We start from the raw sequence: 23,554 nt of genomic DNA, 5'->3' as shown, positions 1-23,554 counted from the left end.
ATTTAATCAATTGTCAATAATAATATTTATAAATTTTTTAGCGTTAATAATTATAGAAGTTAATATTTTTAAAAAAATACTTTAAAAATAAATTTATATTTCAAAAACAAAAATTGTTAATATTATTTTTATATTAACTTGATAAAAATTTAAATTTTTAAAAAAATATTAAAAATATTTTTTTATTTTAATGGTTTTTTTTATTAAAAATTTCACAAAGTAAGTTAAATCTTAAGTACATAAGTCTAAATATACTTTTTCTACATTTATTTATTAAAATTTTGAATCTTTTTAATCAAGCAAAAACATGTTCAACTTTAATTATAATTTTTGAAATAATTTTATTGTAGATTTTTTCTTGTTTAGTTAATTTTTTATTTTTAGTTTTTTTAATTGGTAATATAGTATTTTTATAAATATTTTGTATTCCTTGATATCCCAAATCACCAATAATTATTGTTTTTTCTGAAAATTAAAGATTTTAATTTTTTAATATTTGAAAATCATGTACTTTTCCATTATCAGCAAAAATATCAACAATTTTTTTATTAAAAAAGTCATATATAATTTGAAATTTTATAGAAAACACAGTTTTTAGGAAAGTCCCAAAAAATATTCTAACTGTAGTTTTTTTTAGTTGGTCTTTCAATTTCAATTTCAGTTGAATCAATTAAATAAAATTGAAATTCATTTAAATCTTTTTTTCTCAATTTTTGATTTTCATTTTGTTTTTAAAAACTGATAATCTTTGTCATCACTAATTTTATTTTCTACTCAAGTAATATTTCGAAAACAACTTGATGCACTCATTTTATATTTAATACTCATTTGGAAAAAAGTATAATATTCTTTTCAGTATACTAAAGTCATCATCAATCTTTCTTCAACTGAAAGTTTATATTTTCTACCTTTACTTTTTTTTAAATTTTCTATTTCAATTAATTTTGTTAACATTTCATCAAAATGAAAACGTTTTATACCAAAATATCTATAAAATTGTTCATTTTTTAATTTTTTTAAATTTTAAAAATTCATTTTTATCAACACCTTATTAATTTATTAATAAAGAAATTATAAAATAAATTTTAAATTATTAATTGACTTTTAAAAAATTTATTTACGGAATATGTCTAAAGAACTTATTTCTGAAATCAAAATATGGAGGAGTATTATATGTCTAAAAAAAATAAAAATTCAAAAATTATTGCCGGAATAATTAGTTCTGCGGTTTTAATTAGTCGTTCAACTACTGGTATTTTATATAATTCTGAAACGGAAGAAAATATTGAAGAAGAAATTGAAATTGAAAAGAAAAAAACTTAGAAATAATTTTTCCTTTAGGAAAAAGAAATTTAGGTAAAATTTATATTGGACAAAACATAACTGCTATAAATGATGATGAAAAAGTAAAAAAGAGGCTTTTTAAAAAAATGTGTATATTTTTACAAAGTTACTAGTTTAGATTAATTCTATCTTTAAATTTTATCATAAAATGAGCAATTGCTGTATTTCAATTTTGAATGGGCAGTGTTCATTTTTTTGTTATATTTTCAATTGCTAAGTAAAATATTTTAAAAACTGCCATATCATTTGGAAAAACTTTTTTATTTCTAATAACTTTTCGTAATTGACTATTAACAGATTCAATAGCATTTGTTGTATAAATCACTCTTTTGATTTCTGCAGGATAACTAATAAAAACCATTAAATTATCTCAATTTTTATATCATGATTTAGCAATTTGAGGATATTGTTTATTTCATTTACTTTCAAAAGATTCTAAAGCTTGCATTGATTGTTCTTCACTACATGCACTATAAATTGGTTTTAAATCTGTAACTAGTGATTTTCTATGTTTGTATGAAACATATTTTAAACTATTTCTAATTTGATGAACTATGCATAATTGATGTTCGGTTTTAGGATAAAATGATTGTATTGCTTCTGACATTCCTGTTAAATTGTCACTACAAGCAATAAGAATATCATTTAAGCCTCGATTTTTCATTTCTGTGAAATTAGATAATCAAAACTTAGAACCTTCATTTTCACTAATTAATAAACCTAAAACATCTTTTTTACCTTCTAAATCAACTCCTAGTGCTATATAAACTGATTTGTTAATAATGCGTTTATCTTGTCGTACTTTAACTACTATACAATCAAAATAAACAATCGGATAAACACTTTCTAATGGCCGATTTTGTCATGCTTTAACATCATCAATAACATCATCAGTAATTTGACTAATAACACTTTCACTAACATCAGCACCATGATATAACTATTGTAACCGCATTCTAATATCTGATAAAGTCATGCCTTTGGCATATAATGAAAGAACTTGTTGATCAAAACCATCAAATCTTCTTTGTCTTTTTGCAACTATTACTGGCTCAAAATTAATATTACGATCTCGTGGTACATTAATCAATTTTACCTTGTTGGGTTATTAATTTTTTTGAGCTTATACCATTACGAGCATTATCACTATTATTATGTTGATTTTTTTCATATCCTAAATAATTTTGCATTTCAGAATTCAACATTTTTTCAACTAATCTTTTTGTTAATTCTTTATATAAATCTCCCTCTTTAAAAACTGTTGTTAAATCTTCAGTATTTTCTAGTAATAAATCTACTACTTTTGATATTGGATCATTATTATTAAGATTTTGTTTTTTAGACATACGTAACTCACTCTTTCTAGTTATTTAATTTTATTTACTAGAATTAATTAAACATAGTTATTTTTGTAAGTTACACAGATTACTAAACATTACCTTAGTTTTCGATTTTTTTGGTTTTTTTGTTTTTCTAGAACTTTAATATTTTTTTCTAATACTTTAATTTCTCCTATTAATTTTATATTTTTATCTTCTTCATCAAGTATTTGTCCAGTTAATTCATTGATTTCTTCATCTAATGTAAAAAATTACTCCTCTTCGATTAATGAAATATTTAATTTTAATTCTGTATTTTTTTTATCAATATAAGATATTTTTTCGTCTAATTTATTAATTTCTTTATCTAATAGTAAAAAAGATTCTTCTTTAGTTAATGGCATATATACTTCTTCTTTTTAAAAACAAAAGAACCCATTTGCTTTAAAAAAACAATGGGTAAAAACTTATATTAAGTTTATTAAAGTATATTATACTTTATTTTTTTATTTTTTAACTATTAATTTTAAAAAAATAGTTACATTGAACAAAAATATTTCATTATAACATAAAAAATATCTTTAAAATAAGATAATATATTTATATTAGAAATATAGTTATTAACTAAATTCAATCATATACTAGTTATAATTACTTATTTATTTTATCTAAAACACCATTAATGTATTTATAAGCATTATTTGGACAATAATCTTTAGTTATAATAATAGTTTCATTAATAATGATTTTTTTATCTGTTTTAGTATGGACAATTTCATACACTGCTAAAATTAAAATCGCTTGTTCAATTGGTTTTAAATTTTCAAAATCTCATCCTTGTTTTAAATTTTTATTAATTAAATCTATTAAATCATATTCATAATCAATTATTTTATTTAATATCTCACATTGTTCAGTAATTAAACTCTTACCTTCTTCTTCAAAAAGAAATTGTTTAAATGCTTGTTGTGATTGCCCTTCAAGGAAATATTGATATAATACTTCCATCATGCCAATTCTTTTATGATGCTGGGTTATCTTATTTTGTTCTTGCATTGTTGGTTTCTACTTCCTTAGTTTGAGCAATAAATATTATATGAATATTTAATAAAAATAAATTTAAAGCTGATTCAGTACGTCTTAAAATTAAATTATTAATTTTATTTTTTAAATTTACTAAATCTTCATTTTGATTAACAATTAATTTTATTCGCACAACAATATTATTATTAATAGCAGTAATATCATTTGTTTCTAACATTAGAACTTCAACATCTTCTAATGTTAATTGATAGTTATCATTAATTAATAACATATAAATAAATTTTTTAATAACTAACGAAGATAATTTTAATGTTCCAACTTTACTTTCTTCAATAAGTATTTCCATAATATTCACCTTTCTTAAGCGCGAGTTTTGTATTTTCCTTTATCTGTACTTACTACAATTTTATCACCACTATTAATAAACATTGGTACTTGTAATTGTAAACCAGTTTCTAAAATAGCTGTTTTTGTCGTATTAGAAACACTATTTCCCTTGACTCCTGGTGGAACATCAACAACCGCTAATACTACCGAAGGAGATAAATCAATACCTAATATTTCTAAATTTTTATAAACCCTTAATGATACTTCATTACCAGGAACTAAAAATTTTTTTTCTCATGATAAGCGTGATTGATCAATCCTAATTTCATTATAATCTTCATTATCCATAAAAACCGAATACATACCATCATCATAACTATAAATTGCTGGTCGTTTATCAATAATAGTTGGATAAACTGTATCACCACCGGTAAAAGTAATGCTAATAATAGCTTGTGTTCTTAAATTTTTTGTTTTTACCTTCACATGCGCTTGTCCACGTCCACTTTTAGAATGTGCTGATTCAATAACTATTAAAATATCAGTTTTATTATATAAAAAAGTAATTCCTGGTTTAAAATCATTAACGTTAATCATTTTTATTTTTTCTCCTTTCAAATATCAATTTCACGAGATGATTTTGTTAAAATTTGATAACCATCTTTGGTAACTAAAATATCATCTTCAATTCTAACACCACCTAAATTAGGAATATAAATACCTGGTTCAACAGTAATAACCATTCCCGGAACTAAAATAGTAGATTCATTTTTAATAACTCAAGGTGATTCATGAATTTCAATACCAAGTCCATGACCAGTACCATGAGTAAAATATTGTTCATAACCCTTTTCTTTAATATATTTTCTACAAATCTTATCAATTTCACCAATAGCTATACCTGGTTTTACAGCCTTAATTCCTGCTATTTGTGCTGATTTAACTATTTCATGAATTTCAATTAATTTTGGATTAACTTTACCAATCGCAAAAGTTCTAGTCATATCTGAACAAAAACCTTCATATACACAACCAAAGTCACAAGTAATTAACTCATTATTGCCAATTTTTTTATTACTAGCTTTACCATGAGGCATTGCTCCTCTTTCTCCAGAAGCGACAATAGTATCAAATGATGCTTTTGTTGCACCATTTTTAACAAATGAACGTAATATTATATCTTCAACATCTTTTTCACTAACACCAGGTCGGATAAAACTTAAAACTTCATTAAAAGCCAAATCACCAATAGCACAAGCTTTTGCAATTCGTGCAATTTCGATTTTATCTTTAATCATTCTTAATGAACTAACATAAATTGGAACAAATTCAATATCTTTAATTTCTTGCTTTCAATTTTCTAATTGAGCAATAGTAATATATTCTGCTTCAAAACCAAATTTTTTAATTTTTTGTGATTTTAATAAATCTTTCAACGAAGAAAAAATATTACTAAATTGAATGCATTTAACATTTTTGGCATTTTCTTTTCCCTCGGTAATATATCTTCCATCTAATAATAAATTTGCATCATTTTTGGTAATCAATAAATAACCTAACGTTGAAATAAAATCACTATATCAAAAGCGATTTTCGGGAGAGTAAAATAACATAGCATCTATTTTATTTTTGGTTAATATTGTTTCAATAATTTCTTTTTTATTTAAACTTTTCATTTTAAATTCAATCCTTTTAATAAATCATTAATTAATAACTAAGTATATTGTACTGCAAATTAAAGAAAAGAAATAAGTAAAACTTATTTCTTTTCTTTATGTAGTGTATGTTGATTACAACGAAAACAATGTTTTTTTGTTTCTAATTTTTCAGGCTTAGTTTTTTTATTACGATCAGCAATATAATTTTCTTCTTTGCAAACTTCACATCTTAAAGTTAATCCATCACGCATTGTGCGCCTCCTTAATAATAATTGAGTTATATACAATATAATATTATTGCATAATTAAATCGTTAGTTCAATTAAATAAAGGAATTATTTTTAAACTTCCTTATATGAAAAAATGTTACTAATATTAAAAATAAAAAATATTAGTAACTAGATAATTATTTAAATAATATTATTTAAAACACTTGATATCAATATAAGTCATCAGTTTTATACTGTGTAAAAATACTAAATGTTTTATTATATAGCTAACTAAAGTAATGTTTACTCATAAATAATGTAAAATAATAATATGTAATTTAAACAGTTTTTGAATTTAAAAGTACAATTCAGCAATAGACATATTCCGTAAATAAATTTAATCAATTGTCAATAATAATATTTATAAATTTTTTAGTGTTAATAATTATAGAAGTTAATATTTTTAAAAAAATGCTTTAAAAATAAATTTATATTTCAAACACAAAAATTGTTAATATTATTTTTATATTAACTTGATAAAAATTTAAATTTTTAAAAAAATATTTTTAATATTTTTTTATTTTAATGGTTTTGTTTTATTAAAAATTTCAAAAAGTAAGTTAAATCTTAAGCACATAAGTCTAAATATACTTTTTCTACATTTATTTATTAAAATTTTGAATCTTTTTAATCAAGCAAAAACATGTTCAACTTTAATTCTAATTTTTGAAATAATTTTATTGTAGATTTTTTCTTGTTTAGTTAATTTTTTATTTTTATTTTTTTTAATTGGTAATATAGTATTTTTATAAATATTTTGTATTCCTTGATATCCCAAATCACCAATAATTATTGTTTTTTCTGAAAATTCAAGATTTGAATTTTTTAATATTTGAAAATCATGTACTTTTCCATTATCAGCAAAAATATCAACAATTTTTTTATTAAAAAAGTCATATATAATTTGAAATTTTATAGAAAACATTCAACTTTTACCAGAAAAATATTCTAACTGTAGTTTTTTTAGTTGGTCTTTCAATTTCAATTTCAGTTGAATCAATTAAATAAAATTGAAATTCATTTAAATCTTCTTGTTTTTTCTCAATTTTTGATTTATATTTTGTTTTTAAAAACTGATAATCTTTGTCATCACTAAGTTTATTTTCTACTCAAGTAATATTTCGAAAACAACTTGATGCACTCATTTTATATTTAATACTCATTTGGAAAAAAGTATAATATTCTTTTCAGTATACTAAAGTCATCATCAATCTTTCTTCAACTGAAAGTTTATATTTTCTACCTTTAGTTTTTTTTAAATTTTCTATTTCAATTAATTTTGTTAACATTTCATCAAAATGAAAACGTTTTATACCAAAATATCTATAAAATTGTTCATTTTTTAATTTTTTTAAATTTTCAAAATTCATTTTTATCAACACCTTATTAATTTATTAATAAAGAAATTATAAAATAAATTTTAAATTATTAATTGACTTTTAAAAAATTTATTTACGGAATATGTCTAATATTTAAAATAGATTAGGAAGATTAAATTATGCCAAAACCATACAGTGAAGACTTACGAAGAAAAGTAATAGAAGCCTATGAAAGTAAAAACATGAAAATTAAAGAAATTTGTAAAGTGTTTAATATTACTAGAAAGACTTTATTCTTATGAAGAAAAAGAAAAAAAGAAACTGGGTATATAAAACCAATTTTGAATTATCAAAAAGGACATAGCCACAAAATAAAGGATTTAGATGAATTAAAAAAATTATTTAGCGCAAAATAAAGATGTTACAGTTCAAAAAGTAATTGAAAAATTTGATGATATGACTAAAGAAACAGTTTATAACTATTTCAAAAAACTAAATTATACATATAAAAAAACTTTTTTATATGAACAAAGAGATAAAAATAAACAAGAAGATTTTTTAAAAGAAATAGCTAAAATAACGAATGAAGATTTAGTATATATTGATGAATCTGGAATTTATGATAATGAATTTTATAAATATGGTTGATCTGAAAAAGGTAAAAGATTATTTGATAATAAACCCGCATATAAAATAAAAATAATGAGTATAATTGGTTCACTAAATAAAGGTAAATTAAAATCCCTATGAGCATTTGAAGGACATTGCAACAGTACAATTTTTGAATCATATGTAAAAAATATAATAATTCCAATATTAAAGCGTGGACAAATTGGTAATGTTTAGTAATATGTGTAACTTACAAAAATAACTATGTTTAATTAATTCTAGTAAATAAAATTAAATAACTGGAAAGAGTGAGTTACTTATGTCTAAAAAACAAAATATTAATAATAATGATCCAATATCAAAAGCAGTAGATTTATTATTAGAAAATACTGAAGATTTAACAACAGTTTTTAAAGAGGGAGGTTTATATAAAGAATTAACAAAAAGATTAGTTGAAAAAATGTTGAATTCTGAAATGCAAAATTATTTAGGATATGAAAAAAATCAACATAATACTAGTGAAAATGCTCGTAATGGTATAAATTCAAAAAAATTAATAACCCAACAAGGTAAAATTGAGATTAATGTACCACGAGATCGTAATAGTAATTTTGAGCCAGTAATAGTTGCAAAAAGACAAAGAAGATTTGATGGTTTTGATCAACAAGTTCTTTCATTATATGCCAAAGGCATGACTTTATCAGATATTAGAATGCAGTTACAAGAGTTATATCATGGTGCTGATATTAGTGAAAGTGTTATTAGTCAAATTACTGATGATGTTATTGATGATGTTAAAGCATGACAAAATCGGCCATTAGAAAGTGTTTATCCGATTGTTTATTTTGATTGTATAGTAGTTAAAGCACGACAAGATAAACGCATTATTAAAAAATCAGTTTATATAGTACTAGGAGTTGATTTAGAAGGTAAAAAAGATGTTTTAGGTTTATGAATTAGTGAAAATGAAGGTTCTAATTTTTTATTATCTAATTTCACAGAAATGAAAAATCGAGGCTTAAATGATATTATTATTGCTTGTAGTAACAATTTAACAGAAATGTCAGAAGTAATACAATTATTTTATCCTAAAACCTAACATCAATTATGCATAGTTCATCAAATTAGAAATAGTTTAAAATATGTTTCATACAAACATAGAAAATCACTAGTTACGGATTTAAAACCAATTTATAGTGCATGTAGTGAAGAACAAGCAATGCAAGCTTTAGAATCTTTTGAAAGTAAATGAAATAAACAATATCCTCAAATTGCTAAATCATGATATAAAAATTGAGATAATTTAATGGTTTTTATTAGTTATCCTGCAGAAATCAAAAGAGTGATTTATACAACAAATGCTATTGAATCTGTTAATAGTCAATTACGAAAAGTTATTAGAAATAAAAAAGTTTTTCCAAATGATATGGCAGTTTTTAAAATATTTTACTTAGCAATTGAAAATATAACAAAAAAAATGAACAATGCCAATTCAAAATTGAAATACAGCAATTGCTCATTTTATGATAAAATTTGAAGATAGAATTAATCTAAACTAGTAACTTTGTAAAAAGATACACAGATTTTTAAAAAGCCTCTTTTTTAAAGATACTGCGCTTATTAAGTCTGTTCCTTTTAATAGTGCTTGTTCTTGATTAAGTTGCAAACCATTTAATAATGGTATTTATTTTCCATATTTTTCTTTAGTTTTTGTTATTCGTTGCTCATAGATTTTCTTATATTTTTTCAAAAATATTATTGCTTCATTTTTTGTTTTAAAATAATATTTATTATAATTATTTTCAAGATTATGCTGTGAGAGATAGTAAGAAGTTAAGTCTATATCTTGTGCATATATTGTAATTTCAATAAAATTAATTTTAAATTTTAAATTTTTTCTATAAGTAAATTTATTCTATCAATAAAAACTAAATTTTATTTTATTTTATTTATTTTTTTCTTAGTTTTTCTTTGTTTAATTTCCTAATAAATTTTAAGTTTAAATTTAATTAAAAATAATAAAAAAAGTATCAAATTTACACTTGTGGTAAAAATTGATACTTAAATAAAATAATTTTATTTTATTTAAAAAATTAAATCAGAAAATGGAAAACAAGATTTAAATAGGGTAATATATTTAATAGTTTTTTGTTCATTATAATTTAATTATGTATTTAATGTCATTAATTGCTTACGAAATTTTTCAAAATTAAAACATTGTCCAAAATAATCAACTTATAGTAATAATAAGTAAACTAAGTAAACTAAAAATTGCTAATATTTCCTTGTTAATATTATGGAATATAATATAATAAAGCACAAATAATAGTACTAATAACACCATTTATAAAAAATAAATTAATAATTGGTAGATCTAAATTACTTAATTTTTGAGAATTATTTTTTCACTTAATAACAAGTACACTACTTAAAGTTTGATATTTATTGCAAGTAGTGGTTTCATTAAAATCACGACTTTTTAATTTTAAAATATTTTTTTTAAAATTATAGTTAAGATATTTAAAAGTAAATTTACTTTTAAATATTTGACAATTAATATTTTCATTGGATAATGCTTGTTGATAGCTAGGTTTTAATTTAGTATCATTTTTTTTACTTTTTAAAATAATAATTAATCAAAAAATAAATTGGAATAATTGAAATATTAAAACCATCGCAATTAAAAATAAAATAATAAGAATAAAAACACTTGTTGTTTGATCTTTAGTAATCATATACTTTCACTATTTATTTTCTATAGCATTAATACCAGGTAAATCCTTACCTTCTAGATATTCTAATGAAGCGCCTCCACCAGTTGAAATATGGCTAAATTTATTTTCATATCCAAATTTAACTGCTGCTGCTGCACTATCACCACCGCCAATTAGTGTAAATGCACCTTTTAATTGTGAAATAGTTTTACAAATTTTTTTTGTTCCATTAACAAAGTTACTCATTTCAAAAACTCCTAATGGTCCATTTCAAAAAACAGTTTTAGCATTAATTAAATTATTTTCAAATAATTTAATTGTTTTTGGACCAATATCCATTCCTTCATATCCATCATCAATATTTTCATTAGTAGTAATTTTACCTTTGATATCCTTAAATTCCGGAACAATTACAAAGTCAATAGGTAGTATTAATTTTTCTTTTCCTAATTTAATAATTTCTTTAGCAATATCAATTTTATCTTTTTCTAATAATGAATCACCAATTTTATAATTCAATGCTTTCATAAAAGTATAAGCCATACCTCCACCAACAAGAACTTTATCAGCTTTTGTTAATAATTGTTTGATAACATCAATTTTATCTGATACTTTAGCACCACCAAGTACTGCTATAAAAGGATGCTCTGGATTAACTGTGATTTTATTAAGCATTGTTAATTCTTTTTCAATTAATAAACCAACACAACTATTTTTGATATTAGTAGCAATACCAACATTAGATGCATGAGCACGGTGTGCAGTACCAAAAGCATCATTAACAAATACATCACCTAAATGTGCTCAATATTTACCTAATTCGGGATTATTAGTAGATTCTTTGTTACCATTTAAATCTTCAAAACGAGTATTTTCTATTAAAAGTAATTCTTTGTTTTTAAGATTATTAATAGCTGTTTCAAGATTTGTACCACGAGTTTCGTTAATGAATATTACATTTTCTTTTAAGATTTCACTTAGTCTTTTTGCAACAGGCGCTAAAGTATTATTCGCTTTATCAGCTTCAGATTTAATTCTTCCAAGATGTGATAACATGATTATTTTTGCATCTTTATTTTGTAAATGCTTAATAGTTTCGATGCTTGCTTTTATTCTTGTATCATCGGTAATTTTATTATTTTCTAATGGTACATTGAAGTCAAAACGAACAATAACTTTTTTATTTTTAAAATCAAGTTCCTTTAATGTTTTTTTATTCATATAATTTTCATCTCCTTTTTTCATATTATAATTTTAATATATTTTTAAAAAGATTAATAAAAATGCATCTTGTAATTGGTAAGATGCATTTTTGTAGTTTAATATTTTAATTAAACTATTTAAAAATTATTTTAGTTTTGCTAAATGTATTACTGTTCTTACTAATTGTGATACATATGACATTTCATTATCATATCAAGCAAAAACTTTAACAATTTGTTTGCCTTCAACTTCAATAACTTTTGTTAATGTTGCATCAAAAATTGAACCAAAACTTGAACCAATAATATCAGTTGAAACAATTGGAACTTCATTATAAGTAAATGATTCGCTACTATGTTTTTTCATTGCTGCATTAACTTGTTCAACAGTAACATTTTTCTTTAATTCAATTGTTAAATCAACAATTGAACCAGTAATGATTGGAACGCGCATTGCTGAACCATCTAGTTTTCCTTTAACAGAAGGGATAACTAAACCAATAGCTGCAGCAGCGCCTGTAGCTGCAGGAACAATATTAGACATAGCACTACGTCCTCTTCTGAAATCTGAATGTTCTAAGTCTAGTAAACGTTGGTCATTAGTTGCAGCATGAACTGTTGTCATTCATCCTTTAATAATTCCAAATTCTGATTCTAGAGCATGAACAACAGGAGCAAGACAATTAGTAGTACATGAAGCACCAGAAATAATATTATCAGTACTTTTTAGAATATCATGGTTAACATTATAAACAATAGTTTTTAAGTCTCCCTTAGCTGGTGCTGAAATCACAACTTTTTTAGCTCCAGCATCAATATGTGCTTGTGCTAATTCTTTTGTTGTAAAACGTCCAGTTGCTTCAATTACGATATCAACAGCATTGGCTTTTCATGGTAATGCTTTTGGGTTATTTTCTTGACAAACTTTAATTATTTTACCATCAACATTAATAGTATTTTTTGATTTGTCTGATTTGATTTTTCCGTGTTTTCAATTTCTATGTGCTGAATCATATTGTAATAGATATGCTAGGGCTTCTACATTTCCTAAATCATTGATAGCGACAATATCAATTTCTTTTTTGTCAAATAATTGACGGAAGGCAAGGCGACCAATGCGCCCAAATCCATTAATTGCAATTTTAATTGCCATTATTAAGTCACTCCTTTTGTGTGTTTGTTTTTTTATATTGATTAATAACTAGGTATATTATAAACAAATATTGTTAATATTTGTCATAAAATATGGATTTATTTATAAAAAATTTATTTTATTAGTAAATTATTTCCTTTATTTTAATTATAATTTTCATTATTTTATTTTTTTATAAAAAAAACTATATTTTATATTGGTATATACTCTATTTCATTATTAATATTGTCAATATTATTATTTTCAATTGTAGTTTGTGATTTTTCAACAGTTAATTCAATTGGTATAGTTAAAGTTTGAATACGTTCTAATAAGCGTTTAACTTTAATTTCTTCTGATTTGCTATTTTTTAAATAATAATGTTGATACAGTTCACTAATGCTATAGTTAGAATTAATAAATGTAGTTTTTAATGGTAAAATTCGTGCATTAAGAATACTAAATAATAATTCATCACGCTCTCAAGCGCTAACGATTTCACCGCCTAAATCATCAATAAATAATAAGTCACATGATTTTAATTGTTCAATTTGCTGATTAGTATCAGTATCATTTTTAAAACTTTTTTTAATGTCCATAACAAATTCAGGTCATACAATAAAACAAACAGTTTGATTTTTTTGAATTAATTTATTTGCAAATAAGATAAAAATAAAAGTTTTGCCACTACCTGTGTCACCATATAAGTATAAACCTTGATAACTTTTGTGTTTTAAAGATTGATGTAAATACTGGATGATTTCTTTTCTTGCATTAGTTGAGGCATTAAAATTTTTACTTCATGAAAGTGATAAAAGTTTATCATCATAGTATTTAATTAAAAAATTATTATGTACTTGTTGTTGGACAGATCTATTAATAGAATGAAGACAATCCGTTAGTACTAAACTTATTTTTTGATTAGGTAACATTACTAGTTTATAACGATATCCTTTAACATTTTGTAGACATTTGCTAAGATTTTCTCGTTTTTTACATAAATTGTAGCTATCAATATAAGTTTTTAATAATTCAACATATGGTTCTATTTTGCTGTTAGTTAAGTTGTTTTTTTTAATAAAGTCATGAAGTTCAGCATTGTTAATGTTTTTTTTTAAGATAGCTGTCGCTTTAAGTTTCATGATAATCATTTCCTTACTTAATAATAGTGTCTTTTAATAATTAAATTAATGGGCATCAAATTCCTTTAAAATATTCTTTATTTCTTCTTGAGTTAATGTTATATCTTTTTTATTAATATTATCAACCTTATATTTTTTAATTAATTTTTTCTTGAAATTATTTGTTGTTGATTGTTCTGTAGTAGATCATAATGATTCTTGTTGAAATTGTTGCTGTGGATTTTTTTTGCTACGAGCATAAGCAAGTTTTAAATGAGATAAAGCATCATCAATACTATTAATTTGATTTTTTTGAAAGGTTTCAGCGATTTTAATAATATAGTTTGGTTCTAAACGTTTATTATTTTTAAATCAAACATATTCAATTAAGCAGTTAATTACAGCATTATTTAATTGAAAGTTATTAGTTAATATTTCTAATGTAGTTTTTAATTTATCAGTTGGTATTTTACCAGTTAAATTTTTTAAATATTCTTCAGGTAATTTTTGTTGCATTAAATTTAATTTGGTATTAATAACATCAGAATTATCTTTAGATATAATTTTATTACCATTAGAATTTAAATTAACTTTCATAGTGTTAATTTGATGTTTATTTTGAAATGAATAAATTGGCCTAGAGATTGATGTTTGTTCTTGTTTAGCATAAATATTATTAAGTGCTGTTTTTAATTTTAAAGATTGAGGGATAGTATTTTCCTGTTGATTAATATTAACATAATTTTCTGTAATTTCAATATCATTTTTCAAAAAATAAAATTTTTGTCTTTCGTAATTTAAAGTTCCTAATTGTTTAAGTAGTTCTGAGTTTAAATGGGTATTAGCAAAAAAATCATCAGCAGATAAGGGAGAACACAATTGATAAATGTAAGTAGATTTTAAAGAATAGTAGTAAGTATTAATAAGGTTAACAGATTCAAGTTGCTGGAAAGCAACAAGTAATTGAGTGGAAGTTATTTTTAATAAAGATTTAATTCGTCCGTGATTGAAATCAAGATTAATACGTTTTGTTAATAACTTTTCTTGAACTAAAGTTAAATATAAATTTATTGCTTCAATACCAATTATTGGTTGATATAACATAAATAAAATTTGGTAATCTTCGTTACTAATATATTCTGATTGGTTCAACTTAAAAATATCAATATCATTTATTGTTCTGTTCATATTCATTCCCTAACTTTCTTTTTACTATCCATTTCTTTCATGCTATGATAATTATATGCACATAAAGAATATAAATAAAGTGAAATGATTAAAACACATACTTATCCACATTTATTCCACTTTTTTTTATTAAAAATATTCTTTATTAATATATACTTTTGAGTTTTCCACAGTTAATATTTAATTTGACAGTGATTACAAAAGTAAGTTCCGCGAAGGTTTATTTTTATTTTTTTGATAATAGTATGGCATTTAAAACAAGGCATTTTTGCTCTAGTATGAACTTGTAATTCTTGTTGATAGTAACCTGTTACACCAAGGCTTGAAGTATAACTACTAATTGTTGATCCACCAAGTTTTATTGATTCATTAAGCACAAATCTTGCTTTATTAATGATTTCTTGTAATTGTTTAAGTGTTAATTTTTTAGTAATACTTTGCGGATGGATACTAGCATAAAATAATACTTCATCTGCATAAATATTTCCTAAACCACTCATAATATTTTGTTCTAATAATGTTGCTTTAATACTTTGACTTTTATTTTTTCATTTATTTTTTAAATATTCAGCAGTAACATTTTTATTAAAAGGTTCTGGACCAATATTAATATAAGGTTTTATTTTTTGATATTCATTTTTAGTTTGTAAATGAAAAGTTCCAAACTGTCTTGTGTCATGATATCTTAATTTGTATTTATTGTCTAATTCTAATATTAATAAGACATGTTTTCAATTTATTGATTGATTATTTTGTTGAAAATAATATTTTCCTTCCATTCGTAAATGACTTAATAATACATAATCATCTAATATAAATATTAATAATTTACCAACTCTTTGAACATCATTTATTGTTTGTCCAATAATTTGTTTTGTGAATTGTTCAATACTTGGTGTTTTGATAATTTTATTTAAAAGAATTCTAACACCAATAATTTTATGATTAGTTAAAAGTGGTTGTAAAGTTTTGCGAACAGTTTCAACTTCGGGTAATTCTGGCATTTTTATTTTCCTTCCAATAATATAATAAACTAATTTATTTTAATTCAAATCAGTTATCACCAATACTAGTATTAATTAATAAGGGAACTTTTAATTTAGTAACATTAGACATAATTTTAGTAATTTTAGTAATAACATCATTAACTTTATTATCTTCAACTTCAAAAATTAATTCATCATGAATTTGTGTAATTAATATTGCATCAATATTTTGATTTTTTATTTCTTCATAAATTTTATTCATTGCTAATTTTAAAATATCAGCAGCACTACCTTGAATCGGCATATTCATTGCTATTCGTTTACCAAAATTTTGAATCACCTTATTTTTATTTGTAATTTCCATTACTTCTCTTCTACGATTAAAAATTGTTTGAACGTATCCATTTTTTTCACAAAAATCAATTATATTATTAATATAACTTTTAATTTTTGGAAAAACCGAAAAATATTTATTAATAAATATTTTAGCATCTTCAACTTTAATTCCTATTTGTTGTGATAAACCAAAACTAGAAATGCCATAAACAATGCCAAAATTAATAGCTTTTGCATTTTGTCTTTGTTCGTTAGTAACTTCTGCTAAAGGTATATTTAATATTTTACTTGCAGTTTCGCGATGAATATCATGATTTTGCTGAAAAGCTTTAATTAAATTTTCATCTTCACTAATATGAGCTAATATTCTTAATTCAATTTGCGAATAATCACAGGATAGTATTTTAGTATGTGGTTTGCTTGGAATAAAGATTTTGCGAACTTCTCTTTGTTCTTTATCGCGAATACTAATATTTTGCATATTAGGATCTAATGAAGATAACCTGCCAGTACTGGTTTGCACTTGATTATAAATGCTATGAATTTTACCATCATCAAAAATATATTTTTGTAAACCAAGTAAGTAAGTGGAATATAATTTTTGTAATTTACGATATTCTAAAAGAATATCGATGATTGGATGTTGATTTTTTAAACTAATTAAAACTTCAAAAGCAGTACTACCTTTTTTATAATTAGGTAATTTTAATTCTTTAAATAAGTATTCACTAATTTGTTTTGGTGAATTTGGATTTAAATTACTATTACTTTCTTTTTTAATTTGTAATTCTAAATCTTGGATTTTTAGTAAAGTTTTATCAGTTAGTAGTTTTAATTTTTTTTGATCAATGTTAACACCATTACACTCCATATTTACTAATACAAAAGCAGCAGGTAGTTCAATCTCTTGATATAAATTTCAGTTATTAGTATCTTTTAATTTTTTTATAAGAATGAGATGAGAATCTGTTAAAAAATTTAATTTTTTTTCTAAAAAAATAGCTATTTCTTTTTCATCATTGGGAATATTTTTTTTAATACCTTTGCCATAGAAATCATCAGCGCTTAAATTATCTTTAACATTGACATTGAGCATAACAGCAATGTTTTCTGGTAATATTTTTTCATTAGCATAAAGAAGGTAGGCAGCTAACATATGGTCAAAAATAATATTATTTATTATTAATTTTAAACGTAGTCCTGCGATAATAACCTTTTTTAAATCTCAAGTTATTTTTTGTAGTTTTTTATTTTGTAAGAAATGTTGAAAATTAGAACAATTAATTGCATTGATTTTATTAATATAAAATGTTCCTTTTTTATTTTTAATACCAAAACCAATAATATTATCACGATTATAATTATCACCAAAAATTTCTAATCATAAGTAATTTGAATCACAATTTCATTCTTGACTTCACTTATTTATAATTTGAACGTGAGATGTACTATTTTTATTAGTTTTAGGATTAGTGTCTTGTGTTAATAAAGAGTTCATATTATATTGTTTGTAAAAGTCTTGTAACTTTTCATTATTTAAATTTTCAACATTATAATTAAACGTTTCTAAATTACCAGTAATTGGTGTATTTAAATTAAGTTGTGCTAGTTGTTTACAAATAATACCATTATTAAAGTTAAGTTTAATTATTTTACTAACATTTGGTTTTAATTGTTCTACATTTTCAATAATGTTTTCTAATGTGTCATATTCTTTTAATAAACTAATAGCATTTTTTTGACCAATTCCTTTAATGCCAGGTAAATTATCAGAACTATCACCCATTAATCCCTTTAAATCGGTAACTTGATAAGGTAATAATTCATATTCTAATTGAAATGTAGAAATAGTAATAACCTTTAAATCACTCATCCCTTTTTGTGGATTAAGAATTTTAATATTGTTATCTAATAGTTGTAATAAATCTTTATCACTACTCATAATATCAATTTGATAATTACTAGCAACTTTATTTTTAACAATGCTGCCAATAATATCATCAGCTTCATAATTATTTATTTGTCCCCAAGGAATTTGTGCTAAGTCTAAAAATATTTTAACTAAATTAAATTGTTCAATTAACTCAACTGGAGTTTCACTTCTTTTTCCTTTATATGTTGCTAAAGTTTCATGACGAAATGTTTTACGACCAGCATCAAATGCAACAAAAACACTAGCATAGTTGTTAGATTTTAAGTACTTAGTCAGCATTCTAATAAAAGCATAGACGGCATTAGTTGGAATACCATGTAGCGAATGTAGATTAACTCCTTGGTATGCAGTAGCATAATATGCTTTAAATAATAAATTGTTACCATCAATAATTAATGCTTTTTTCATTTATTCACCTAATTTCATAAAATTATTATAACAATAAGTAAGTATAACTTCATATAAAATTAAAAAATTAGCATATAAAAAAACAAGATTTTTTTCTTGCTATCGAACAATAATTAAGTTACAGATTTAATTGTGTAGAAAACATTATAAATATAAGGTTTTAGGGTTAATTTTAAGAGAATTATTATATTTATAGTGATTAGAGTTCTGTAACTTAATTATTTAAATATTAAGGATATTTATAAATAGATCCTTAAGTTTTATTATAACATTCAATTTTTAATTTTTAAATTCATTTTTTCTTTTTTATATATAAAAAAAAAGAACTTTTCAGCTCTTGTCTACACAAGAATTATTGCTAAGGTAATATGTCATTTATAAAAAAAGGGGGAGTTATTTATAAATAAAACTTAAGGTTATTGGGGTTATAGAGTTTAAATTAGGGATTTTAGATTAATTTTAAATTTTTATATTTAAAAATATTATAATTGAATAATTTTTTGATATATTACCTTAATTTTAAAGGACCTAGGATATCTAAATCCTTATAATAATAATAACAAATAATATTTAAATTGCAAAGAAATTTGTTATTATTTTTATAAATAATTTATATTTTCAGTTTTTTTTCAAAAATATATTCATACTCTATATAATTTTTTGATTTTTTTGATAAATATTTTTGGAAAAATTGCAATAATTTTACCCTACTTATCCTAATTTTATAAAAAATATTAGTGCATTAATGGAGTGTTTATTTTTAGTAAAAATTTTTACATATTATGAAATTTTTAAACACTAATAAAAGCCTAAAATAAAATCAGAAAATGATTTTGTATATAAAACAGAAATTAATAAGGATATTATAATTTATGAATATTTTTTTGAGAAAATAAAAGATAAAGATAATGGTCCTTGTGTGGTGACGAGAATTTATTTTAGTAATGATGAGATATGAGAAAAGCTAGTATAGCTAACTAAAGTAATGTTTACTCATAAATAATGTAAAATAATAATATGTAATTTAAACAGTTTTTGAATTTAAAAGTACAATTCAGCAATATTTAAAATAGATTAGGAAGATTAAATTATGCCAAAACCATACAGTGAAGACTTACGAAGAAAAGTAATAGAAGCCTATGAAAGTAAAAACATGAAAATTAAAGAAATTTGTAAAGTGTTCAATATTACTAGAAAGACTTTATTCTTATAAAGAAAAAGAAAAAAAGAAACTGGGCATATAAAACCAATTTTGAATTATCAAAAAGGACATAGCCGCAAAATAAAGGATTTAGATGAATTAAAAAAATTATTTAGCCCAAAATAAAGATGTTACAGTTCAAAAAGTAATTGAAAAATTTGGTGATATGACTAAAGAAACAGTTTATAACTATTTCAAAAAACTAAATTATATAGCTAACTAAAGTAATGTTTACTCATAAATAATGTAAAATAATAATATGTAATTTAAACAGTTTTTGAATTTAAAAGTACAATTCAGCAATATTTAAAATAGATTAGGAAGATTAAATTATGCCAAAACCATACAGTGAAGAATTACGAAGAAAAGTAATAGAAGCCTACGAAAGTAAAAACATGAAAATTAAAGAAATTTGTAAAGTGTTCAATATTACTAGAAAGACTTTATTCTTATGAAGAAAAAGAAAAAAAGAAACTGGGCATATAAAACCAATTTTGAATTATCAAAAAGGACATAGCCACAAAATAAAGGATTTAGATGAATTAAAAAATTATTTTGCACTAAATAAAGATGTTACAGTTCAAAAAGTAATTGAAAAATTTGGTGATATGAATAAAAAAACAGTTTATAACTATTTCAAAAAACTAAATTATTCATATAAAAAAACTTTTTTATATGAATAAAGAGATAAAAATAAACAATAATATTTTTTAAAAGAAATAGCTAAAATAATGAATGAAGATTTAGTATATATTAATGAATCTGGAATTGATGATAATGAATTTTATAAATATGGTTGATCTGAAAAAGGTAAAATATTATTTGATAATAAATCCGCATATAAAATAAAAAGAATGATTATAATCGGTTCACTAAATAAAGGTAAATTAAAAGCCCTATGAGCATTTGAATGACATTGCAACAGTAAAATTTTTGAATAATATGTAAAAAATATACTAATTCCAGTATTAAAGTGCGGACAAATTATAGTTTTAGATAATGCAACGTTTCATAAATCTAAATTAACACAACAATTAATTGAAAATGCTGGATGCAAACTATTATTTCTTCCACCATATTCTCCTAATTTAAATCCAATTGAACATTTTTGATTTGCTATAAAACATAATATAAGAAAAATATTACCAAATTATTGACCAAATATTAAAAAAGCTATTGATTTTGTTTTTCAAGATATGAGTAAACATTACTTTAGTTAGCTATAGTGTAGGTACTAAAAAAGATGCATCATTAGTATATCAAGCATTTATGTGCTCAAATCGTTTTTTAAAAAATATTCAAATATTTCATAGCGATCGCGGTAATGAATTTAATAATAAAACTATTGATAAACTTTTATTAGCCTTCAATATTACCCGCTCTTTAAGCAAAAAAGGTTGTCCTTATGATAACGCTGTTGCTGAAGCAACTTTCAAAACTTTCAAAACAGAGTTTATTAATGATAAAAATTTTACATCATTAATCCAATTAAAATTAGAATTATTTGATTATATCAATTGATACAACAGCATAAGAATCCACAGCGCTCTAAACTACTTAACCCCCATAAAATACCAAGCACAAATGTCTACCAAAAAACAGTCCTAAAAAAGATTGCCATTCCAATACTAAATGTTTGATGACATTTCAAACATCTTATTCTTCTCAAATCAGAAACATTCAAACTAGAAGAAGCACACCTGATACATTTCATTACTTTCAACTTCGCTATATATTTCAAACAATCGTTTTCATTTTGAAATATGCTATTCAATTCATTTCAATTAATTTTTTCCTCCACACTAGTACATGTGGGGATAATTTCCTTATTAATAATCTAATATTTACTAACAAAAATAAATTTTTTTTAATTTATATTAATTTTATTATAATATTTAATATCATATACAAACACTAAAGTAGGTTAATAACGTTAGAAATCATAAGTCTTAATAATAAACATATTACAATTAAAGTGAAAAAAAATAAAAAAGAAATTTTAAATGCACTAGGTATTATTGATATCAATAATACTAATGAATTTAAAATATTTAATACTCCGTTTGCTCTTGAAATACTACTTAAATATACAAATAATAATGATAAATTAAAACAAATATATGAGCACTCACTAATATCATGAAAAAAATCCAACAAGAAAAAAACTTAAATGATTATCCAGGTAATCCTAAACTAAGACATTATCAACGTTTTGATGTTGAAATTTTAAAAGCAAATAAAAGATTTGGCTTATTTAATGAAATGCGTACTGGTAAAACACCCACTATTTTAACAGCATTATCAGAAATTAAAACTAATAAAATATTATTTGTTGTTCCTAAGTCAACTATTTTATTAACATGGGTTCCCGAAATTAAAAAATGAACTACCTATAATTGTATTACTATTAAAGATGATATTACTAAAGTGCGAACAGAAAAATATAATCAATTTAAAAATAGTAATAATTGTATTTTAGTATTTTCTAAAAAAACTTTTAAAAATTATATAAAAAATTAACTAAACAAGAAAAAATCTACAATAAAATTATTTCAAAAATTAGAATTAAAGTTGAACATGTTTTTGCTTGATTAAAAAGATTCAAAATTTTAATAAATAAATGTAGAAAAAGTATATTTAGACTTATGCACTTAAGATTTAACTTACTTTGTGAAATTTTTAATAAAACAAAACCATTAAAATAAAAAAATATTAAAAATATTTTTTTAAAAATTTAAATTTTTATCAAGTTAATATAAAAATAATATTAACAATTTTTGTGTTTGAAATATAAATTTATTTTTAAAGTATTTTTTTAAAAATATTAACTTCTATAATTATTAACACTAAAAAATTTATAAATATTATTATTGACAATTGATTAAATTTATTTACGGAATATGTCTACTAAATAAAGGTAAATTAAAAGCCCTATGAGCATTTGAAGGACATTGCAAAAGTAAAATTTTTGAATCATATGTAAACAATATACTAATTCCAGTATTAAAGCGTGGACAAATTATAGTTTTAGATAATGCAACGTTTCATAAATCTAAATTAACACAACAATTAATTGAAAATGCTGGATGCAAAATATTATTTCTTCCACCATATTCTCCTAATTTAAATCCGATGGAACATTTTTGATTTGCTATAAAACATAATATAAGAAAAATATTACCAAATTATTGACCAAATATTAAAAAAACTATTGATTTTGTTTTTCAAGATATGAGTAAACATTACTTTAGTTAGCTATAAATTCAATAAGATACCTAGTTTTGAAACTATAATTTTTTGTTTGATTTAGATACATGTGGGGATAATTTCCTAGATAGGCTTTTATCTCCATTTATGTGATAAAATTTAAAATATTACATAAAGGGATAAAAGCCAAACATATTTAAAAAAAAGTCATGAAAAAATAAAGAAAAAAATCAAATA

The 23,554-nt window shown here is 22.4% G+C and carries 28 protein-coding genes and 2 pseudogenes; 11 read left to right on the top strand and 19 right to left on the bottom strand.

The window, feature by feature from the left end:
- Positions 1 to 187: 187 nt before the first annotated feature.
- Together ABWV63_RS01575 and ABWV63_RS01570 are read right to left on the bottom strand one after the other, a co-directional pair.
- A complete protein-coding gene (locus ABWV63_RS01575; protein ID WP_353306543.1) occupies positions 188 to 442 on the bottom strand; it encodes a transposase family protein in 255 nt (84 codons plus the stop codon).
- Positions 443 to 633: 191 nt separating this feature from the next.
- Positions 634 to 954: a transposase family protein gene (locus ABWV63_RS01570; RefSeq protein ID WP_353306542.1), complete on the bottom strand. Its 321-nt coding sequence runs from the start codon at positions 952 to 954 to the stop codon at positions 634 to 636.
- A gap of 219 nt (positions 955 to 1,173) precedes the next feature.
- Here ABWV63_RS01570 and ABWV63_RS01565 point away from each other — a divergent pair, with 219 nt between their 5' ends.
- Complete coding sequence (locus ABWV63_RS01565) at positions 1,174 to 1,323, top strand: hypothetical protein (protein WP_353306541.1); 150 nt, start codon at positions 1,174 to 1,176, stop codon at positions 1,321 to 1,323.
- Positions 1,324 to 1,453: 130 nt separating this feature from the next.
- Here the strand turns inward: ABWV63_RS01565 and ABWV63_RS01560 are convergent.
- The 9 genes and pseudogenes from ABWV63_RS01560 to ABWV63_RS01520 all read right to left on the bottom strand — a co-directional run bounded on the left by ABWV63_RS01560 (position 1,454) and on the right by ABWV63_RS01520 (position 7,331).
- Positions 1,454 to 2,690 (bottom strand): annotated as a pseudogene (locus ABWV63_RS01560) (IS256 family transposase).
- A gap of 245 nt (positions 2,691 to 2,935) precedes the next feature.
- Positions 2,936 to 3,067, bottom strand: a complete 132-nt coding sequence (locus ABWV63_RS01555) for a hypothetical protein (RefSeq protein ID WP_353306540.1) — start codon at positions 3,065 to 3,067, stop codon at positions 2,936 to 2,938.
- A 247-nt stretch (positions 3,068 to 3,314) separates the two neighbouring features.
- Complete coding sequence (nusB, locus tag ABWV63_RS01550) at positions 3,315 to 3,719, bottom strand: transcription antitermination factor NusB (RefSeq protein ID WP_353306539.1); 405 nt, start codon at positions 3,717 to 3,719, stop codon at positions 3,315 to 3,317.
- The gene (locus ABWV63_RS01545; RefSeq protein WP_353306538.1) at positions 3,703 to 4,053 is read right to left on the bottom strand and encodes a hypothetical protein; all 351 of its coding nucleotides are present in this window, start codon (positions 4,051 to 4,053) and stop codon (positions 3,703 to 3,705) included. The genes nusB and ABWV63_RS01545 overlap by 17 nt, the downstream gene beginning before the upstream one ends.
- A gap of 14 nt (positions 4,054 to 4,067) precedes the next feature.
- Positions 4,068 to 4,631 (bottom strand): elongation factor P, encoded by a 564-nt coding sequence (gene efp, locus ABWV63_RS01540; protein ID WP_353307144.1) that lies wholly within the window; start codon positions 4,629 to 4,631, stop codon positions 4,068 to 4,070.
- 2 nt (positions 4,632 to 4,633) lie between these two features.
- On the bottom strand, positions 4,634 to 5,710 hold the full coding sequence (locus ABWV63_RS01535; RefSeq protein ID WP_353306537.1) for an aminopeptidase P family protein: 1,077 nt from the start codon (positions 5,708 to 5,710) through the stop codon (positions 4,634 to 4,636).
- Positions 5,711 to 5,793: 83 nt separating this feature from the next.
- Entirely contained in the window at positions 5,794 to 5,943 is a 150-nt protein-coding gene (gene rpmG, locus ABWV63_RS01530; protein WP_353306536.1) for a 50S ribosomal protein L33, read from the bottom strand.
- A gap of 535 nt (positions 5,944 to 6,478) precedes the next feature.
- Positions 6,479 to 6,886: a transposase family protein gene (locus ABWV63_RS01525; protein ID WP_353306535.1), complete on the bottom strand. Its 408-nt coding sequence runs from the start codon at positions 6,884 to 6,886 to the stop codon at positions 6,479 to 6,481.
- A gap of 7 nt (positions 6,887 to 6,893) precedes the next feature.
- Entirely contained in the window at positions 6,894 to 7,331 is a 438-nt protein-coding gene (locus tag ABWV63_RS01520) for a transposase family protein (protein WP_353305692.1), read from the bottom strand.
- 128 nt (positions 7,332 to 7,459) lie between these two features.
- Here ABWV63_RS01520 and ABWV63_RS01515 point away from each other — a divergent pair, with 128 nt between their 5' ends.
- The 3 genes and pseudogenes from ABWV63_RS01515 to ABWV63_RS01505 all read left to right on the top strand — a co-directional run bounded on the left by ABWV63_RS01515 (position 7,460) and on the right by ABWV63_RS01505 (position 9,448).
- Positions 7,460 to 7,696, top strand: a complete 237-nt coding sequence (locus ABWV63_RS01515; protein WP_353306534.1) for an IS630 transposase-related protein — start codon at positions 7,460 to 7,462, stop codon at positions 7,694 to 7,696.
- Between the two features lie 40 nt (positions 7,697 to 7,736).
- Positions 7,737 to 8,126, top strand: a complete 390-nt coding sequence (locus ABWV63_RS01510) for a transposase (RefSeq protein WP_353306533.1) — start codon at positions 7,737 to 7,739, stop codon at positions 8,124 to 8,126.
- 82 nt (positions 8,127 to 8,208) lie between these two features.
- A pseudogene (locus tag ABWV63_RS01505) lies at positions 8,209 to 9,448 on the top strand (IS256 family transposase).
- A 735-nt stretch (positions 9,449 to 10,183) separates the two neighbouring features.
- Here ABWV63_RS01505 and ABWV63_RS01500 read toward each other — a convergent pair.
- The 7 genes from ABWV63_RS01500 to polA form a co-directional block, all read right to left on the bottom strand.
- Positions 10,184 to 10,624 carry a hypothetical protein gene (locus ABWV63_RS01500; RefSeq protein ID WP_353306532.1) on the bottom strand — a complete coding sequence of 147 codons (441 nt, stop codon included), beginning with the start codon at positions 10,622 to 10,624 and terminating at the stop codon, positions 10,184 to 10,186.
- A gap of 9 nt (positions 10,625 to 10,633) precedes the next feature.
- Complete coding sequence (locus ABWV63_RS01495) at positions 10,634 to 11,824, bottom strand: phosphoglycerate kinase (RefSeq protein ID WP_353306531.1); 1,191 nt, start codon at positions 11,822 to 11,824, stop codon at positions 10,634 to 10,636.
- Between the two features lie 126 nt (positions 11,825 to 11,950).
- Positions 11,951 to 12,958 (bottom strand): type I glyceraldehyde-3-phosphate dehydrogenase, encoded by a 1,008-nt coding sequence (gene gap / locus ABWV63_RS01490; protein ID WP_353306530.1) that lies wholly within the window; start codon positions 12,956 to 12,958, stop codon positions 11,951 to 11,953.
- Positions 12,959 to 13,149: 191 nt separating this feature from the next.
- A complete protein-coding gene (locus ABWV63_RS01485; RefSeq protein ID WP_353306529.1) occupies positions 13,150 to 14,079 on the bottom strand; it encodes an ATP-binding protein in 930 nt (309 codons plus the stop codon).
- 45 nt (positions 14,080 to 14,124) lie between these two features.
- Positions 14,125 to 15,252, bottom strand: a complete 1,128-nt coding sequence (locus tag ABWV63_RS01480) for a DnaD domain protein (protein WP_353306528.1) — start codon at positions 15,250 to 15,252, stop codon at positions 14,125 to 14,127.
- A gap of 167 nt (positions 15,253 to 15,419) precedes the next feature.
- A complete protein-coding gene (gene mutM / locus ABWV63_RS01475) occupies positions 15,420 to 16,250 on the bottom strand; it encodes a DNA-formamidopyrimidine glycosylase (protein WP_353306527.1) in 831 nt (276 codons plus the stop codon).
- Positions 16,251 to 16,284: 34 nt separating this feature from the next.
- Positions 16,285 to 18,909 (bottom strand): DNA polymerase I, encoded by a 2,625-nt coding sequence (gene polA, locus ABWV63_RS01470; RefSeq protein ID WP_353306525.1) that lies wholly within the window; start codon positions 18,907 to 18,909, stop codon positions 16,285 to 16,287.
- A gap of 1,090 nt (positions 18,910 to 19,999) precedes the next feature.
- On the opposite strand from polA, the gene ABWV63_RS01465 reads away from it, so the two are divergent.
- The 5 genes from ABWV63_RS01465 (at position 20,000) to ABWV63_RS01445 (ending at position 21,718) form a co-directional block, all read left to right on the top strand.
- On the top strand, positions 20,000 to 20,122 hold the full coding sequence (locus ABWV63_RS01465; protein WP_353306524.1) for an IS630 transposase-related protein: 123 nt from the start codon (positions 20,000 to 20,002) through the stop codon (positions 20,120 to 20,122).
- Positions 20,123 to 20,442: 320 nt separating this feature from the next.
- Entirely contained in the window at positions 20,443 to 20,793 is a 351-nt protein-coding gene (locus tag ABWV63_RS01460; protein ID WP_353306523.1) for an IS630 transposase-related protein, read from the top strand.
- A 48-nt stretch (positions 20,794 to 20,841) separates the two neighbouring features.
- Positions 20,842 to 21,051: a hypothetical protein gene (locus ABWV63_RS01455; RefSeq protein WP_353306522.1), complete on the top strand. Its 210-nt coding sequence runs from the start codon at positions 20,842 to 20,844 to the stop codon at positions 21,049 to 21,051.
- 12 nt (positions 21,052 to 21,063) lie between these two features.
- Positions 21,064 to 21,330 carry a transposase gene (locus ABWV63_RS01450; RefSeq protein WP_353307143.1) on the top strand — a complete coding sequence of 89 codons (267 nt, stop codon included), beginning with the start codon at positions 21,064 to 21,066 and terminating at the stop codon, positions 21,328 to 21,330.
- A complete protein-coding gene (locus ABWV63_RS01445) occupies positions 21,293 to 21,718 on the top strand; it encodes an IS3 family transposase (RefSeq protein ID WP_353306521.1) in 426 nt (141 codons plus the stop codon). The genes ABWV63_RS01450 and ABWV63_RS01445 overlap by 38 nt, the downstream gene beginning before the upstream one ends.
- Here the strand turns inward: ABWV63_RS01445 and ABWV63_RS01440 are convergent.
- On the bottom strand, positions 21,699 to 21,911 hold the full coding sequence (locus ABWV63_RS01440; protein WP_353306520.1) for a hypothetical protein: 213 nt from the start codon (positions 21,909 to 21,911) through the stop codon (positions 21,699 to 21,701). The two genes, ABWV63_RS01445 and ABWV63_RS01440, sit on opposite strands and share 20 nt — an antisense overlap.
- Positions 21,912 to 22,249: 338 nt before the next feature.
- Between ABWV63_RS01440 and ABWV63_RS01435 the strand changes: the two genes are divergently transcribed.
- On the top strand, positions 22,250 to 22,630 hold the full coding sequence (locus ABWV63_RS01435) for a DEAD/DEAH box helicase family protein (RefSeq protein ID WP_353306519.1): 381 nt from the start codon (positions 22,250 to 22,252) through the stop codon (positions 22,628 to 22,630).
- Between the two features lie 357 nt (positions 22,631 to 22,987).
- The gene (locus ABWV63_RS01430; protein WP_353306518.1) at positions 22,988 to 23,365 is read left to right on the top strand and encodes a transposase; all 378 of its coding nucleotides are present in this window, start codon (positions 22,988 to 22,990) and stop codon (positions 23,363 to 23,365) included.
- Positions 23,366 to 23,554 lie beyond the last annotated feature (189 nt).

It is taken from the genome of Spiroplasma ixodetis (assembly GCF_040369795.1).
Lineage (GTDB): Bacteria > Bacillota_I > Bacilli_A > Mycoplasmatales > VBWQ01 > Spiroplasma_E > Spiroplasma_E ixodetis_B.
Note: the sequence above shows the minus strand (reverse complement) of the source record. Positions and strands in the feature narration are given on the sequence as shown.